The 15,851-nt window shown below is 70.1% G+C and carries 12 protein-coding genes and 1 riboswitch; of the genes, 4 read left to right on the forward strand and 8 right to left on the reverse strand.

Features of this window, described 5'->3' with window-relative positions:
- Positions 1-18: 18 nt before the first annotated feature.
- From ribH to L978_RS11355, 6 genes are all read right to left on the reverse strand, one after another.
- Positions 19-492: a 6,7-dimethyl-8-ribityllumazine synthase gene (ribH, locus tag L978_RS11330; protein WP_047523177.1), complete on the reverse strand. Its 474-nt coding sequence runs from the start codon at positions 490-492 to the stop codon at positions 19-21.
- Positions 489-1,757: a bifunctional 3,4-dihydroxy-2-butanone-4-phosphate synthase/GTP cyclohydrolase II gene (locus L978_RS11335; protein WP_047523178.1), complete on the reverse strand. Its 1,269-nt coding sequence runs from the start codon at positions 1,755-1,757 to the stop codon at positions 489-491. Before L978_RS11335 ends, ribH begins: the two co-directional genes overlap by 4 nt.
- A complete protein-coding gene (locus L978_RS11340) occupies positions 1,754-2,383 on the reverse strand; it encodes a riboflavin synthase (protein ID WP_047523179.1) in 630 nt (209 codons plus the stop codon). The genes L978_RS11335 and L978_RS11340 overlap by 4 nt, the downstream gene beginning before the upstream one ends.
- Positions 2,383-3,426, reverse strand: a complete 1,044-nt coding sequence (gene ribD, locus L978_RS11345; protein WP_047523180.1) for a bifunctional diaminohydroxyphosphoribosylaminopyrimidine deaminase/5-amino-6-(5-phosphoribosylamino)uracil reductase RibD — start codon at positions 3,424-3,426, stop codon at positions 2,383-2,385. Before ribD ends, L978_RS11340 begins: the two co-directional genes overlap by 1 nt.
- 62 nt (positions 3,427-3,488) lie before the next feature.
- Positions 3,489-3,633: riboswitch (FMN riboswitch) on the reverse strand.
- Between the two features lie 101 nt (positions 3,634-3,734).
- A complete protein-coding gene (locus tag L978_RS11350; RefSeq protein ID WP_047523181.1) occupies positions 3,735-4,598 on the reverse strand; it encodes an Fpg/Nei family DNA glycosylase in 864 nt (287 codons plus the stop codon).
- Positions 4,599-4,647: 49 nt separating this feature from the next.
- Positions 4,648-5,211 (reverse strand): GNAT family N-acetyltransferase, encoded by a 564-nt coding sequence (locus L978_RS11355; RefSeq protein ID WP_047523182.1) that lies wholly within the window; start codon positions 5,209-5,211, stop codon positions 4,648-4,650.
- 76 nt (positions 5,212-5,287) lie between these two features.
- Here L978_RS11355 and mfd point away from each other — a divergent pair, with 76 nt between their 5' ends.
- Positions 5,288-8,863, forward strand: a complete 3,576-nt coding sequence (gene mfd, locus L978_RS11360; protein ID WP_047523183.1) for a transcription-repair coupling factor — start codon at positions 5,288-5,290, stop codon at positions 8,861-8,863.
- A 35-nt stretch (positions 8,864-8,898) separates the two neighbouring features.
- Positions 8,899-9,525 carry a gamma carbonic anhydrase family protein gene (locus L978_RS11365; RefSeq protein WP_047523184.1) on the forward strand — a complete coding sequence of 209 codons (627 nt, stop codon included), beginning with the start codon at positions 8,899-8,901 and terminating at the stop codon, positions 9,523-9,525.
- A 100-nt stretch (positions 9,526-9,625) separates the two neighbouring features.
- On the opposite strand, the gene gdhA is transcribed toward L978_RS11365, so the two are convergent.
- Positions 9,626-10,996 (reverse strand): NADP-specific glutamate dehydrogenase, encoded by a 1,371-nt coding sequence (gene gdhA, locus L978_RS11370; protein ID WP_047523185.1) that lies wholly within the window; start codon positions 10,994-10,996, stop codon positions 9,626-9,628.
- Positions 10,997-11,128: 132 nt separating this feature from the next.
- Positions 11,129-13,822 carry a phosphoenolpyruvate carboxylase gene (locus tag L978_RS11375; protein ID WP_047523186.1) on the reverse strand — a complete coding sequence of 898 codons (2,694 nt, stop codon included), beginning with the start codon at positions 13,820-13,822 and terminating at the stop codon, positions 11,129-11,131.
- Between the two features lie 132 nt (positions 13,823-13,954).
- Here L978_RS11375 and nhaA point away from each other — a divergent pair, with 132 nt between their 5' ends.
- Together nhaA and L978_RS11385 are read left to right on the forward strand one after the other, a co-directional pair.
- Positions 13,955-15,124, forward strand: a complete 1,170-nt coding sequence (nhaA, locus tag L978_RS11380; RefSeq protein ID WP_047523187.1) for a Na+/H+ antiporter NhaA — start codon at positions 13,955-13,957, stop codon at positions 15,122-15,124.
- Positions 15,125-15,161: 37 nt separating this feature from the next.
- Complete coding sequence (locus tag L978_RS11385) at positions 15,162-15,830, forward strand: MazG family protein (RefSeq protein ID WP_047523188.1); 669 nt, start codon at positions 15,162-15,164, stop codon at positions 15,828-15,830.
- Positions 15,831-15,851 lie beyond the last annotated feature (21 nt).

Consider the following 15,851-nt stretch of genomic DNA (forward strand, 5'->3'; position numbering starts at 1 on the left):
CAGGTGCACGCGCCCGCCTCAGCCGCGCAGCTCCCGGGTCACGAGGGCGGTGCGCAGGGCAGCGTCCGCGGCTTCGGCGCCCTTGTCCTCCTTCGAGCCGTCGAGGCCCGCGCGGTCGAGTCCCTGCTGCTCGTCGTCGAGGGTCAGCACACCGAACCCGACCGGCTTGCCGGCATCGAGCGCGACCCGGGTGAGGCCGTCGGTGGTCGCCGCCGACACGTACTCGAAGTGAGGGGTCCCGCCGCGGATGATGACGCCCAGCGCGACGACCGCATCCGCACCACCGGCGAAGGCCGCCTGCGCAGCGATCGCGAGCTCGAAGGATCCGGGCACGCGTACCAGTCGGTGCGTGGCCTGCGCTGCCGACAGCACACGCTCGGCTCCGGCGATCAGGCCGTTCGAGATCGTCTCGTGCCAGGTGCCGGCCACGATCACGACATTCAGTCCCCGCCCGTCGATGTTGCCGGTCTCGGGTGCTCCTGCGCCGCTCATTTCTCGTCCTCTCCTTTGGCGAGAGCTTCTGCGAGCTCTGCTTCGCCGATGATGTGACCCATCCGGTCACGCTTGGTCTCCAGGTACTGGTGGTTGTTGGGTCCGACGCCGACGATCAGCGGTACCTGCTCGACGACGTCGAGGCCGAGTTCGCGCAGCTGTGCGACCTTGTCGGTGTTGTTCGTCAGGAGGCGCACCTTCGACACACCCAGGTCGGCGAGGATCCCGGCCGCTGCCGCGTAGTCACGGGCGTCGGCGGGCAGACCCAGCGCGAGGTTGGCGTCGACCGTGTCGAGCCCCTCTTCCTGCAGGCTGTACGCGCGCAGCTTGTTGATGAGCCCGATCCCGCGCCCCTCGTGCCCGCGCATGTAGATGACGACGCCGCTCTCCTTCTCGATCGCGTCGAGGGCGGAGTCGAGCTGCGGACCGCACTCGCACTTCAGCGACCCGAACGCCTCACCCGTCAGGCATTCGGAGTGCACCCGCACGAGCGCCGTCTCGCCGGGCTCACCGGAGACGACGGCGATGTGATCGGTGCCGGTGATGCGGTCCTTGTACGCCAGGAATCGGAAGCTGCCGTGGGTCGTCGGCACCGTGGCGTCGGCGCGCAGGCTCACACGACGACCGCGGTGCGCGCTCGGCGTCGCGCCGTCGGGGTCGATCTCGTTGAGGTGGTCGATGAGCTGTTCGATCGTGATGACCGGCACCCCGTCGCGGGCGCCGAGTTCGATCAGGCCCGGAAGGCGCATCATGCTGCCGTCCTCCGCGACGACCTCGGCGATCGCTCCGACGGGGCGGAGCCCGGCCAGCTTCATCAGCTCGACAGCGGCCTCGGTGTGCCCGCTGCGCTCGCGCACGCCGCCGTCCACGGCGCGGAGCGGCAGGACGTGTCCGGGGCGGATGATGCTGGTCGACGTCGACTCCGGATCCGACAGCACGTTCAGGGTGTGTGCGCGATCATGCGCGCTGATGCCGGTCGTGACGCCCTGGGCGGCGTCGACGCTCACGGTGTACGCGGTGGAGCGGGCGTCTTCGCTGGCGGCGACCATCGGCGGCAGGTTCAGGTGATCGGCGAGGTCGGCGGGCATCGGGGCGCAGATGAATCCGGACGACCAGCGCACGGTCCATGCCACCCACTCGGGGGTCGCGAGCTCTGCCGAGAGGATGACATCGCCTTCGTTCTCACGGTTCTCGTCGTCGGCGACGAGAACGGGTCGCCCGGCGCGCAGTGCGTCCAGGGCCTCGGCGATCGTGGAAAGGCTCATCGTGAGCCTCCTTCCGGTGCGGCGCGGAACGCGAGCAAGCGCTCGACGTGCCGGGCGAGGATGTCGGTCTCCAGGTTCACGCGGTCCCCGACGGCGCGGACGCCGAGGGTGGTCGCGGCCAGGGTCTCCGGGATCAGTGAGATCTCGAACCACGGGGAGGGGGCGGCGGGGGCACTGACGGCGCTGACGGTCAACGAAGTGCCGTCGACCGAGATCGACCCCTTGTCGACGACCAGCGGCGCGAGGTCGGCGGGGAGGCTGATGCGCAGCACGCTCCACTCGACCCCCGGCCGCACCGCGAGCACGTCGCCGGTGCCGTCGACATGGCCCTGGACGATGTGACCGCCGAGCCGGGCGCCGACGGGCATGGCCTTCTCGATGTTCACCCGGGTGCCGACCGTCGCCGACCCGATGGCCGAGACGTCGAGCGTCTGCTTCATCACGTCGGCGTCGAAGGTGTCCGCTGTCGAGCCGACCACGGTCAGGCAGACTCCCGAGACGGCGATCGACTCGCCGTGGACGGCATCCGCGGCGGCTCGGGGGGCGCGCACGGTCAGGCGCCAGCCGTCTCCGGACGGGGCGATCGCGGTGATCTCGCCCATCTCCTCGATGATTCCGGTGAACATCAGGCGGCTCCTTCGTGCTGCGGGTCGGTCTCTTCCGCGGGGTGTGCGATGGCGAGGAGGTCGCCCCCGAGGGGCACCCACTCGTCGATGGTGAGGCGCCGGGCCTCGGTGAGGGAACCGACCCCGATGTCGGTCAGCGCGAGTCGCCGGCCGCCGAGCAGCACGGGCGCGACGTACGCGAGGATGCGGTCGGCGAACCCGGCCGCGAGGAAAGCGCTGGCGAGGGTCGGGCCCCCTTCGACGAACAGGCTCTGCACACCACGGGAGTGCAGATCGGCCAGGACCGCGTGCAGATCATGGGTGTCGAAGAACAGCGGCGTGTGGGGATGCCGACGCACCATGGCATCGTCCGGAGTGACCCGCGCGCCGATGACCACCGGGATCGGCTGGTGGGGCAGCAGGGCGTCGCCGTCGCGGGCGGTGAGAGAGGGGTCGTCGGCGAGCACGGTGCCGGTGCCGACCGCGATGGCGTCGGCCTCTGCACGGCGTCGGTGCACATCGGCGCGCGCCTCCGGGCCCGTGATCCACATGCTCGAACCGTCGTCCGCAGCGGCGCGCCCGTCCAGACTCTGCGCCCACTTGACCGTGACGTGCGGGCGTCCGAGCCGCTGCGCGGTGAGCCACCCGTCGATCACGGCGTGCGCGGCCTCGGCCTGTTCTCCCGACTCGACGTCGACACCGGACGCACGCAGCCGATCGGCCCCGCCACCGGAGACGGCGCCCGGGTCGTCGAGTGCGTAGACGACGCGGGCGATGCCGGCCTCGATCAGCGCGACGGCGCACGGACCCGTGCGGCCGGTGTGGTTGCAGGGTTCCAGGGTGACGACGGCCGTGGCGCCGCGGGCCTCGAGGGGGTCGAGCTTCGAGAGCGCGTCGACCTCGGCGTGCGGGGTGCCGGCACCCCGGTGCCACCCCTCGGCGAGCACCCTGCCTTCGGGGGAGAGGATGACCGCGCCCACCTGCGGGTTCGCCCCTCGTGGTCCGCGGGCGGCGAGGTGGAGCGCGCGAACCATCGCGTCGCGCTCTGCCGCGTTCACTGCCATCCGTCGTCCTCCTCTGAGGCTCCGGGGGTCGGAGGGATGGCGGAACGGACGCACGGATGCGTCTCGTGCTGCCTCCCTTCCGGACTAGCGAAGTCTCCCTCGCATCACCGTCGGTCCCGGAGTTCCACCGGATCGGCATCCCGATCTCTCGAGACGCTCGCGGACTGTCACCGCCGGTTCGGATTCTCACCGACCCCGGAGCACGTTGTTGCTCTGAGTGTACTCAACGCGCCTGCACGCATTTCATTCCACGACAGGGACCTTGTCATTCCACGACAGGGACCTTCCCCCGCCGCTCGCCACCGCCGTCACTTGAGCAGCCGCGAGAGCCGCCGGTCGGCGAGCACTTTGCCGCCGGTCTGGCAGGTGGGGCAGTACTCGAGCGAACGGTCGGCGAAGAAGACGCTGCGCACCGTGTCGCCGCATACCGGGCAGGCCTCTCCGCGGCGGGCGTGCACCTGCATCCCGCGGCGCTTGGCGTCTTTCAGATCGGCCGGCGGCTTGCCGGACGCTTCGGCGACCGCTTCCGTCAGCGTCTCGCGCAGGGCGGCGAACAAGCGGTCGATCTCGGCATCGTCCAGCTTTCCGGCGATCGCATACGGCGACATGCGCGCGGCGTGCAGGATCTCGTCGGAGTACGCGTTGCCGATGCCCGCGATCACCGCTTGGTCGCGCAGCAGCCCCTTGATCTGCATCCGGCGCTCATCCAGCAGCGCCGCGAACGCCTCTCTGGTGAACGCGGGGTCGAGAGGGTCGGGCCCGAGCCGCGCGATGCCGGGGACCTCCTGCGGGTCGCGGACCACGGAGACCGCGAGCGACTTCTTCGTCCCGGCCTCCGTGAGATCGAAGCCGCTGCCGTCGTCGAGTGCGATGCGCAGCGCGATGGGGGACTTGCCCGGCTTGAGGAGCGTGGTCGGCAGCGCGTCGTACCACCGGAGCCACCCCGCCTTCGCGAGGTGGAACACGAGGTGCAGGTCGTCGCCGCACGAGAGAACCACGAATTTGCCGAGGCGAGCGCAGGCCGTGATCGTGCGTCCCTGCAGCGCAGTGATCGGTGGGTCGTAGGTCTTGAGCGCGGCGATGGCGGCGACGGTCGCCCGCGTGATCGTCCGCCCCACGGCGCGCTCGTCGAGGAAGGTGGTCAGGCCCTGGACTTCCGGCATCTCCGGCATGCGTTCATCCTGTCACCGGCCGCCGACACTGTCACCCGGCGGGCGGCCCTCAGAGCACCGGCCAGTCCACCGGGGTGCGGTCGTCGTCGGGCAGCAGCCCCGCGATCCACCCGTCGTCACGGCCGCGCTGGCTGGTCAGCGCCTGGCGCTGCAGACCTTCGTAGCGGAAGCCGAGAGCGCGCGCGGCCCGTGCGGAAGGGACGTTCCCCACCACGGCCTGCCACCGGATGCGGGCGAGGCCGAGGTCGGTGAACCCCCAGTCGATCACGGCATGGGCCGCTTCGACGAGGTAGCCCTTGCCGCGCGCGGAGACCTCGACCCAGTAGCCGAGTTCGGCCGTCGCGCCCGTGAAGTGCTCGGTCCTGTTGTGGAGACCGATCATGCCCACGAGCCCGCCGTCCGCGTAGACGCCCCAGACGGCCTCTGTTCCCGCGTTCCAGTGCTCGGTCACCAGGCGCACGAATGCCTCCGCATCCTCGCGCGAGTACGGGCTCGGCACCGTGGTCCAGCGGGGGAGTTCGGGGTCCTGGCACGCGTCGGTGATGGCATCGACGTCGGCATCCGTCGGAGCATGAAGGACGAGACGTTCGGTGGTCAGCACGACGGATTCCATCCCGACAGCCTACGCAGGTGAGCGCTCGTCGTCGGACGGCGGCGGGAGTGTCCGTGGGCGCGACTAGTCTTGTCCGGTGACTGTTCCGGGGATTCTGCGCGCCTTGGAAGAGGCGTCTCTGTACCGCGACGCCCTCAGCTGGGCGCGCACCGACGCCGACCTCGGCCTGGTCGACGGGCTCGACGCGCCGACTCTGGCCGGCTTGCTGGCTCGACGGACCGCGGCGGGACATCCGGCCGCTCTTCTCGCGGTCGTGCCCACCGGTCGGCGGGCGGAGAGTCTGGCGCTGGCGATGCACGCCTACATGCCCGATGCCGACATCCTCACGTTCCCCGCGTGGGAGACGCTCCCGCACGAGCGCCTCAGCCCGAGCCCCGACACGGTGGGTCAGCGGCTGCAGACGCTGCGTCGGATCGCGGAGTGGTCGGGCGACCACCCGTTGATCGTGGTCGCGTCCGTCCGCGCCGCGCTGCAGCCGATCGCAGGGAACCTCGGCGAGATCGCGCCGCTCGAGCTCCTGGTCGGCAGTCGGGGTCACGAACTCGACCGCGTGGTGGAGCAGCTCGTCGAGCGGGCGTACTCGCGCGTCGACATGGTGTCGCGGCGCGGGGAGTTCGCGGTGCGCGGGGGCATCCTCGACGTGTTCCCGCCCACGTCCGAGCATCCCTACCGCGTGGAGTTCTTCGGCGACGAGATCGATCAGATCCGGGCCTTCTCGGTGGCCGACCAACGTTCGCTTCCGGGCGATGTCCCGAGCGTCGACCTTCCTCCGACCCGTGAACTGCTGCTCACGGCCGACGTCCGCGAACGCGCCCGGGCGCTGATCGGCGGTTTCCCTGCGATCTCCGGCATGCTCGAGAAGATGGCCGAGGGTATCCCGGTCGAGGGGATGGAGTCGCTGCTCCCCGCCGTCGCCGGACCCTTGAAGTCGTTGGCCGAGTACCTGCCGGCCGGGAGCGCGACGGCGGTCATCGATCCCGAGCGCGCGAGCGCACGTGCCATCACCCTGGGCGACACGAACCGCGAGTTCCTCGACGCCGCCTGGAGCGCGGCCACCTCCGGCGCTTCCGCGCCCATCGATCTGGGGGCCGGGGATTTCCTGACGATCGCCGAGCTCCGGGAGGTCGTACGCGACCGCGGCGGCGTGTGGTGGCGGCTCAGCCCGTTCGGCGCCGGCCTCGGCGAGGGCGAGGTGGAGGCGACCAACCTCGGCGCCGCCGTCATCCCCTCCTTCCACGGCAACGTCGACGGGGCCATCTCCTTCGTCGAGGCGAAGGTGACCGACGGATGGCGCGTGGTCGTGATCGCCGCCGGTCACGGACTGGTCGATCGTGCACGCGACGTCCTCGCAGACCGGGGCCTGGCCGCTCGCGTGCTCGAGACGCTCGACGAGGCGCCGGAGCCCGGTGTCGCGACACTCGTCACCGGTTCGGTCGAAGCGGGCTTCCAGGTCGAGGAGGCGAAGCTCGCGGTCCTCACCGACAACGAGTTCTACGGCCGCACGATCGGCGGCGACCAGCGCGTCGTCAAGAAGCTCGCCTCCCGCCGCAAGAACGTCGTCGATCCGCTCCAGCTCAAGCAGGGCGACTTCGTCGTGCACGCCACGCACGGCATCGGCCGGTTCATCGAGATGACGCAGCGGGAGGTGTCGACCGGGGGGCGCAACGCCGCCAAGTCGGTCCGCGACTACCTCGTGCTCGAGTACGCACCGTCCAAACGCGGCTACCCGGGCGACAAGCTCTTCGTGCCGACCGACCAGCTCGACCTGCTCTCGAAGTACGTCGGCGGCGAAGCGCCCACGCTCTCGAAGATGGGCGGAAGCGACTGGTCGCAGGCCAAGGGCAAGGCGCGCAAGGCAGTCCGCGACATCGCCGTCGAGCTCGTGAAGCTCTACTCCGCGCGCATGAGCGCCAAGGGCCACGCCTTCGGTCCGGACACGCCGTGGCAGCGCGAGCTGGAGGAGGCGTTCCCGTTCGCCGAGACGCAGGACCAGCTGCAGACCATCGACGAGATCAAGGCCGACATGGAGCGGCCGATCCCGATGGACCGACTGCTCTCGGGGGATGTCGGCTTCGGCAAGACCGAGGTCGCCGTCCGTGCCGCGTTCAAGGCGATCCAGGACGGCAAGCAGGTCGCGATGCTCGTGCCCACCACGCTTCTCGTGAAGCAGCACCTCGAGACCTTCACCGAGCGCTTCGCCGGGTTCCCGGTCAAGGTGCGGCCGTTGTCGCGCTTCCAGACCGACAAGGAAGCCCGGCTCACCCTCCAGGGGCTGTTGGAGGGCTCGGTCGACATGGTGATCGGCACCCACCGCATCCTCACCGATCAGGTGATGTTCAAGGATCTCGGCCTCATGATCATCGACGAGGAGCAGCGGTTCGGGGTCGAGCACAAGGACTCGCTCAAGAAGATGAAGACCAACGTCGACATCCTCGCCATGAGTGCCACCCCCATCCCGCGCACGCTCGAGATGGCGGTCACGGGCATCCGGGAGATGTCGACGCTGGCGACTCCGCCCGAGGACCGTCATCCGATCCTCTCGTTCGTCGGTCCCCGCAGCGACAAGCAGATGGCCGCCGCGATCCGACGTGAGATCCTGCGCGAGGGGCAGATCTTCTTCGTGCACAACCGCGTGCAGTCCATCCAGCGCGTGGCGAGCGAGCTCGCCGAACTCGTGCCGGAGGCCCGCATCGCCGTCGCCCACGGACAGATGGGCGAGCACCAGCTCGAACAGGTCGTCGACGACTTCTGGGAGCGCAAGTTCGACGTCCTCGTCTCGACGACCATCATCGAGACCGGCCTCGACATCGCCAACGCGAACACGATCATCATCGACCGCGCCGACAAGTACGGGCTCAGCCAGCTACACCAGCTTCGAGGTCGTGTCGGACGAGGGCGCGAGCGCGCGTACGCGTACTTCCTCTACGACGAGACCAAGCCGCTCTCCGAGACCGCGGCAGACCGTCTGCAGACGATCGCGGTCAACAACGACCTCGGCTCCGGCATGCAGGTCGCGCTGAAGGACCTCGAACTGCGGGGGGCGGGCAACCTCCTCGGTGCCGAGCAGGCCGGACACATCGCCGGCGTCGGATTCGACCTGTACCTGCGCATGATCGGCGAGGCCGTGGCGACCTTCCGCGGCGACGAGGTCGAGACCGGACAGGAGCTGCGACTGGAGTTGCCGCTCGATGCGCGCATCCCCGAGTACTACATCGACAGCGAGCGTCTGCGACTCGAGGCCTATCAGAAGCTCTCGGCGGCCTCGGCGGCGACGGCGAAGGACGAGGCCATCGACCTCGTGATCGAGGAGCTCGTCGACCGCTACGGCACACCGCCGGAAGAGGTGGAGGGCCTGGTCGCGGTCTCGCGTCTGCGGCGCCGTGCCGCCCGCGTCGGGCTCACGGATGTGGTCGTGATGGGGTCGAACCTGCGCATCGCGCCCGCACGCCTCGAAGACTCGATCAAGGTGCGGTTGCAGCGGCTGTATCCGAAGGCGAAGCTCGTGGCCGGGGGAGAGGCGCTGGTCGTGCCGATGCCCATGGTTCCCGCAGCGGTCGGCGTCGGTCTCGAGCCGCTGCCCGATGCACAGTTGCTCGAGTGGGTCGGACAGCTGTTCACCGCGATCTTCCCCGAGCCGGTCGCGGCCGAGTAGCGCGCGGCGACCGGCGACGGTACTAGTCTGGCCGCATGTTGTACGAGCACCTCGGGGCTCGGCCCCGCATCCATGACACCGCCGTCATCGCCCCCACCGCCGTCGTCTCGGGCGACGTGGAGATCGGGCCGGGCTGCCAGGTGCTGCACGGCGCCGTGATCACGGCCGAAGGAGGAGCGATCACCCTCGGCGAGCACGTGATCGTGATGGAGAACGCGCTCATCCGGGCGACCGCCGCGAACGCGGTGCACATCGGCGCGCACACCCTGATCGGCACACTGTCGAGCATCGCGGGCGCGACCGTGGGTGAGGAGACGTTCCTCGCCTCGGGGTCGCGTCTGTTCAACGGTTCCCTGGTGGGGGCGCGCTGCGAGGTGCGCGTCAACGCGATCGTCCTCCGTCGCGCCGTCCTGCCCGAAGGCACGGTGGTCCCGATCGGCTGGGTGGCGGTCGGTGATCCGGTGCAGCTCTTCTCGCCGGACCGTGAGGACGACATCGCGGCCGCCCAGCCCGACCTCGACTTCCCCGGGCACGTCTTCGGCGTCGACCGGGACACCCCCGACCTGATGGTGCAGCTCACCGAGCGCTACGGCAGCTCCCTCGCGCGGCATGCGCAGGACGTGCATCTCGACGACGCACACCGCCGCCCCCACCGTTCCTGACCGCCGGCGCGGTCCCTCACGAGCCCTTCCCGTCGCGATATGTCAGCCGAAATCAGCCGAAACGGTGACATATCGCGACCGGAACGGAGGGTGCGAGGGATCAGATGACGCCCTGGGCGAGCATCGCGGCGGCGACGCGCTCGAAGCCCGCGATGTTGGCACCGGCCACGTAGTCACCTGCGACACCGTGACGCTCCGCGGCGTCGAACGCGGCATCGTGGATGTCCGCCATGATCTCGCGCAGCTTGTTCTCGCTTTCCCCGAAGCTCCAGCGCTGGCGCGACGCGTTCTGGCTCATCTCGAGGGCCGAGGTCGCGACACCGCCCGCGTTGGCGGCCTTGCCGGGGGCGAACAGCACGCCCGCCTTCTGGAACGCGTCGACGGCATCCGGCACACACGGCATGTTCGCGCCTTCGGACACCACGCGCACGCCGTTGGCGATCAGCGCTTCGGCGTCGGACAGACTGACCTCGTTCTGCGTGGCCGAGGGCACCGCGATGTCGACCGGGACCTCCCAGACGCTGCCGCCCTCGATGAAGCGTGCGCTCGGGCGACGGTTGGCGTACTCGACGATGCGGGCGCGCTCGACCTCCTTGAGCTGACGGAGCAGGTCGACGTCGATGCCGGCGTCGTCGACGACGTAGCCGGAGGAGTCGGAGGCGGTCACCGGGGTCGCGCCGAGCTGCGTGGCCTTCTGGATCGCGTAGATCGCGACGTTGCCGGAGCCCGAGATGCCCACGCGCTTGCCGGCGAGGGAGTCGTTGTGCACAGCGAGCATCTCCTGGGCGAAGAACACCGCGCCGTATCCGGTCGCCTCTGTGCGCACCTCCGCGCCGCCCCACCCGGTGCCCTTGCCGGTGAACATGCCCGACTCGTGGCGGTTGGTGATCTTGCGGTACTGGCCGAACAGGTAGCCGATCTCGCGGCCGCCCACCCCGATGTCGCCGGCGGGGACGTCGGTGTGCTCTCCGAGGTGACGGTAGAGCTCGTTCATGAACGACTGGCAGAAGCGCATGACCTCGGCGTCGGACTTGCCGTGCGGGTCGAAGTCGGATCCGCCCTTGCCGCCGCCGATGCCCTGACCGGTGAGCGCGTTCTTGAAGATCTGCTCGAATCCGAGGAACTTGATGATCGACAGGTCGACCGAGGGGTGGAACCGGAGCCCACCCTTGTACGGGCCGAGCACCGAGGAGAACTGCACGCGGTAGCCCCGGTTGACCTGCAGCTTTCCGGAGTCGTCGACCCACGGCACGCGGAACAGGATCTGACGCTCGGGCTCGACGAGCCGTTCCAGGATGCCGCCCTCGACGTATTCCGGGTGCTGCTCCAGGACCGGCGCGATCGAGTGCAGCACTTCGTGGACGGCCTGCTGGAACTCCGGCTCATGCGGGCTGCGGGCGAGCACCGTGTCGAAGACGGGCTGCACGGCGGGGGCGAGCGGGTGGAAGGCGACGGGAGTCGTAGCGGTCACGCGGAAGGGGCTTTCTGGTGGGGGATGGTGGTGCAGGCGATCGTGTCGCGTGAGGCTTCGCCGGATCAGGCGCGAGATTTCACTCTAGCGGCGGTCCATCGTGGGCGACGCACGCGGCAGGCGGGCTGCCGGTCACCCGGTGTTCTGCAGGCCCGCGGCGACTCCACTCACCGAGAGCAGGAGCAGTCGCTGCTGTTCGGCGTCGGCTCCCGAGCCCGTCGGCTCCTCGTCCGCGGAGCGCAGCGCCCGCAGTGCACGCAACTGCAGGAGCGAGAGCGCATCCACATAGGGGCTGCGCAGCTGCACGGCGCGTTGCAGGACCGGCTTGTTCTCCAGGAGGCTGTCGCCCCCGGTGAGCCGGATCACCCAGCGCCGCGTGGTCGCCAGCTCATCGAGGACGAGCTGAGCGAGGTCGTCACGGTCGCCGAGGGCCAGATACTCCCGGGCGATGCGCTCATCCGTCTTGGCCAGGCTCATCGCCACGTTGTCGATCATCGTGTGCAGCAGCGGCCACTCGCGATACGCCTCGGCAAGGAGCTCCTCATCGCCGACGGCGTCCAGTGCGGTGCCGAGCCCGAACCAGCCCGCGAGGTTGATGCGCGCCTGCGTCCACGCGAACACCCACGGGATCGCCCGCAGATCTTCCAGCGACTCGACCGAGAGTCCTCGGCGTGCGGGGCGGGACCCGAGTGCGAGCAGGCCGATCTCCTCGAGCGGCGTCACGGTGGCGAACCACGGGGCGAAGCCCTCCGCCTTCACGAGTGAGAAGAAGCGCTCCCGTGAAGCGGCGTCCATGATCGAGGCGATCTCGGCGTAGCGCTCGGCGGCGCGGCTGGTGCGCGCTTCCTCCGTGGGGGAGGACGCCAGCAACGTCGCGGCGGCGACCTGGTCGATGTGCCGCATCGCGATGGCGGGCTCGCCGTAGCGCGCGAAGATGACCTCGCCCTGCTCGGTGAGCTTGAACCGACCGTCCACCGAGTGCGGCGGCTGCGCGAGGATGGCGGAGTTCGCAGGCCCTCCACCACGGCCGAGGGCGCCGCCGCGACCGTGGAAGAGCGTCAGGACGATGCCGGATTCCTGCGCCCAGCGGGCGATCTTCTCCTGCGCCTCGTACAGGGCCAGGTTCGCGGCGACCGGACCGACGTCCTTGGACGAGTCCGAGTAGCCGAGCATGACTTCGAGGCGGTTGCCCGTGGCGGCCATGCGTTCGCGGAACTCCGGGAACGTCACGACTTCGGCGAGGATGCCCGGCGCGGCCTGAAGGTCGGCGAACGTCTCGAACAGCGGGACCACGTCGAGCACCGGGGCGTCGTCGCCCAGGGCGTACCGCGCGAGGCGATGCACGTTGGCGAGATCAGAGGCGGCCTGGGTGAACGAGACGACGTAGCGCCCTGCGGCCCGCACACCGCGATCGCGCTGGATGTCCGCGATCGCGCGGAAGACCTCCAGCACCTCCTCGGTCTGGGCGCTGAGAGCCTCGCCGGCGTCCAGCTCGGCCAGCGCCTTCGCGTGCACCTGCGAGTGCTGACGCACCTCGAGCTCGGTCAGGTGGAAGCCGTAGGTCTCGACCTGCCAGATCAGGTGCTGCACGCCGCCGAATGCGTGACGCTTCGCGCCGGCATCCGCGAGCGACGACTGCACGGCCCGCAGATCGGCGAGCAGCTCTTCGGGGCGGGCGTAGGCCCGTGCACCATCGCCCTGACGGGTGGCGGCGATGCGGCGCGACATCACCAGCAGCACGCGACGGTGGGGCTCGTCCGGCGAGCGGGTCGCGAGTTCCGCGGCCAGCTCGGGGTCTCCGGCCGCGAATCGGTCCCACAGGGCCGTGACGTCGGCGCTCGGCGGGGTGTCGTCCGCCGAGAGCGTGAGTGCACGACCGATCCGCTCGAGCGCGCGCTCGAGGCCGCGCAGCACATGGTCGGCGGCGATCTGCGAGGCTTCGCGGGTCACGGAGGCGGTGACGAACGGGTTGCCGTCCCGATCGCCGCCCACCCACGAGCCGATCCGCACGAACGCGGGCACGACCGGGGCACTGGCGCCGGATTCCTCGCCGCGGAGGGCGTCATCGATGCGGCGATAGACGTGCGGCACGGTCGTGAACAGCGTCTCGTCGAACACGCCCATCACGGTGCGGACCTCGTCGGTCGGGGACGGCTTCTGCGACCGCAGGGGAGCCGTGCGCCAGAGCGTGTCGATCTCCTCCAGCATGCGTCGGCGAGCACGGTGCTCCTCCGAGCCGCCCTCGCTCGCTGCGTCGTGCTGCGTGAGGAGTTCGGACAGGCGACGGATGCTCGACGAGACCGCGCGGCGGCGGGCCTCGGTCGGATGCGCGGTGAAGACCGGGTGGAAGCGCAGGCCCTCCAGGCGCCGGCGCGCCTCGTCGTCGCCGACCTCGGTCCGCAGTCGCGCGTATGCGGTCGCGACGGTGTCGGCGGCGTCCTCGCGTCCCGGCTGCCCTGCGCGCTCGCGCAGCACGCGCACGCGTTGGTGCTCCTCGGCGAGGTTCACCAGGTGGAAGTAGCAGGTGAACGCGCGCGCGACCTCGTCGGCGCGGGCGACCGTGAACGACTCGGCGATCGCCGCGGCGCGTTCGAATGCGTCGGGGGTCTCCTGGTCGTAGGCCTGGATCGTGGCGAGCCGGAGGCGTTCGACGTCTTCGAAGAGTCCGTCGCCGCCGGCTTCGCGCAGTACCTGCCCGAGCAGCTGCCCGAGCATCCTGACGTCGGTGCGCATGGCATCGGGGATGCCGCGGCCGGCTTCGAAACGGCCGATCACGCGGACCGCCTCGGTGTTCGTGGGTTCGGAGAAGGAGTGTGCGGGGGTCACACTTCGAGAGTATCCCGCACGCCGAGGGTGTTCTGCACGCATGACGGACGCCGGACGGACGCCTGACCGCGGAGCGCGGATCGCGGAAGGCACGGGGACCGCGGGGTGATCCGGGACCATACGATGGGACGGATGCGCATCTCAGCGAACCCCCTCCGCGGGCAGCAGTTCCCCGCCGTCCTCCTCCTCCTCGCGGCCGGTCTCGGCTTGTTGCTCGCGAATCTGCCCACGCACGATCCGTTGGCCGCCTTCCTCGACTTCCACATCGCGGTGCCGGGGACCGACCTCGACCTGTCGATCGAGCACTGGGTGTCGGACGGACTCCTCGCGGTCTTCTTCCTCGTGGTCGCCATCGAGCTGCGCCACGAACTCACCCACGGCGAGCTCGATTCCCTGCGCAAGGCCGTGCAGCCCGCGATCGCGGCGACCGGCGGTGTCCTGGTCCCGATCGCGGTGTACCTGCTGATCGCCGGGGGAGACAGCTCGACGTCTTCGGGGTGGCCCATTCCGACCGCGACCGACATCGCTTTCGCCCTCGGTGTGCTGGCGATGTTCGGGAAGGGTCTGCCGTCTCGTGTGCGCGTCTTCCTGCTCGCCCTCGCGATCCTCGACGACATCATCGGCATCATCTTCATCGCGGTCCTCTTCGCCGGCGACGTGCAGTGGCTGCTGCTCGGCCTCGCGGTCGTGGGGGTCGCCGTGTTCTGGGCCCTCAGCCGCTTCCTGCATGCGAAGGGGCACCCGCTGATCGCCGTCGCGATGGTCGTGGTCGGTGTCGTGACGTGGGGCCTCGTGGCTTCGTCGGGCATCCACGCCACGATCGCCGGTGTGCTGCTGGGTCTCGTCATGGCTCCGGTTCCCGCTGCCCGCACGCGTCACGCGCTCGAGCCGTCCGTGAACGGGGTGATCCTCCCGATCTTCGCCTTCGTCGCGGCGTTCGTGGTGATCCCCGCCCTCTCGCCCACGCAGCTCTCTCCGGCCTTCTGGGGGATCGTGGTCGCGTTGCCGGTCGGCAAGATCATCGGGATCTCGCTGTTCGGCTGGCTCGCGATGCACATCCGTCCGAAGGGCTCGGATCCGGCGCTGCCGTTCGCCGACATCCTCGCGGCCGGGGCGCTCGGCGGGATCGGGTTCACCGTGTCGCTGCTGTTGGCGAATCTCGCCTTCGCCGACGATCGCGGTATCCGGGACCAGGCGATCCTCGGCGTGCTCGTCGGGTCGTTGATCGCCCTTCTGCTTTCCGCGCTCATCGTGTCTTTGCGTGCGCGCTGGTACCGTCGCACCGCATCCGCCTCGTCCTGAGCGCGGAGCCGGTTCCGCTCTGTTCGAAGGAGGACGCATGAGCTCTCAGCCTGAGCCGGGTGCCGGGGTGGACGATCCGCTCCGCGCCGCTGCCGAGACCATGCGGGAGGTGCGCGCGCGCTGCGTCTGGTCGCAGCGCATCACGCACCAGGACCTGGTGCCGTATCTGATCGAGGAATCGCATGAGGTGATCGACGCGGTCGAGACCGGCACCCGGGACGATCTGCGTGAGGAGCTGGGCGATCTGCTCTGGCAGGTGCTGTTCCACGCGGCGATCGCCGCGCAGGACCCTGAGGATCCGTTCGACATCGACGACGTGGCACGGACGCTCACCGAGAAGATGGTGCGCCGGCATCCGCATGTCTTCGCCGGTGAGGTCGCCGAGACCCCGGAGCAGGTTCTCGTGCACTGGAACGCGGCGAAGGCCGCGGAGAAGCGCACCCGCCGCAGCGTGCTCGACGGCGTGCCGCGGGGGATGCCGGCACTCGCCCTCGCCCAGAAACTGGTCGGCCGCGCCGCTCAGGCGGAGGTGGCGGTCGAACCCGGCGACGAGGCCGACGGTCCGGCATCGGAAGCCGAACTCGGTGACGCACTGCTCGCGCTGGTGGCGACGGCCCGCGTCGCAGGGTGGGATGCGGAGCGTGCACTCCGCGAGCGCCTGCGCGTGCTCGAGGACGACGTGAGAGCGGCCGAAGCGGCCTCCTGATCGTCCGGGCGCACGGACCCT

Source organism: Microbacterium sp. ZOR0019, assembly GCF_000800925.1.
GTDB classification, from domain to species: Bacteria; Actinomycetota; Actinomycetes; order Actinomycetales; family Microbacteriaceae; genus Microbacterium; species Microbacterium aurugineum.

Excerpts from the sequence above, each read along its gene's own strand:
- ribH (WP_047523177.1), bottom strand. The coding sequence starts at position 492 with ATGAGCGGCGCAGGAGCACCCGAGACCGGCAACATCGACGGGCGGGGA.
- L978_RS11335 (WP_047523178.1), bottom strand. The coding sequence starts at position 1,757 with ATGAGCCTTTCCACGATCGCCGAGGCCCTGGACGCACTGCGCGCCGGG.
- L978_RS11340 (WP_047523179.1), bottom strand. The coding sequence starts at position 2,383 with ATGTTCACCGGAATCATCGAGGAGATGGGCGAGATCACCGCGATCGCC.
- ribD (WP_047523180.1), bottom strand. The coding sequence starts at position 3,426 with ATGGCAGTGAACGCGGCAGAGCGCGACGCGATGGTTCGCGCGCTCCAC.
- L978_RS11350 (WP_047523181.1), bottom strand. The coding sequence starts at position 4,598 with ATGCCGGAGATGCCGGAAGTCCAGGGCCTGACCACCTTCCTCGACGAG.
- L978_RS11355 (WP_047523182.1), bottom strand. The coding sequence starts at position 5,211 with ATGGAATCCGTCGTGCTGACCACCGAACGTCTCGTCCTTCATGCTCCG.
- L978_RS11365 (WP_047523184.1), top strand. The coding sequence starts at position 8,899 with ATGTTGTACGAGCACCTCGGGGCTCGGCCCCGCATCCATGACACCGCC.
- nhaA (WP_047523187.1), top strand. The coding sequence starts at position 13,955 with ATGCGCATCTCAGCGAACCCCCTCCGCGGGCAGCAGTTCCCCGCCGTC.
- L978_RS11385 (WP_047523188.1), top strand. The coding sequence starts at position 15,162 with ATGAGCTCTCAGCCTGAGCCGGGTGCCGGGGTGGACGATCCGCTCCGC.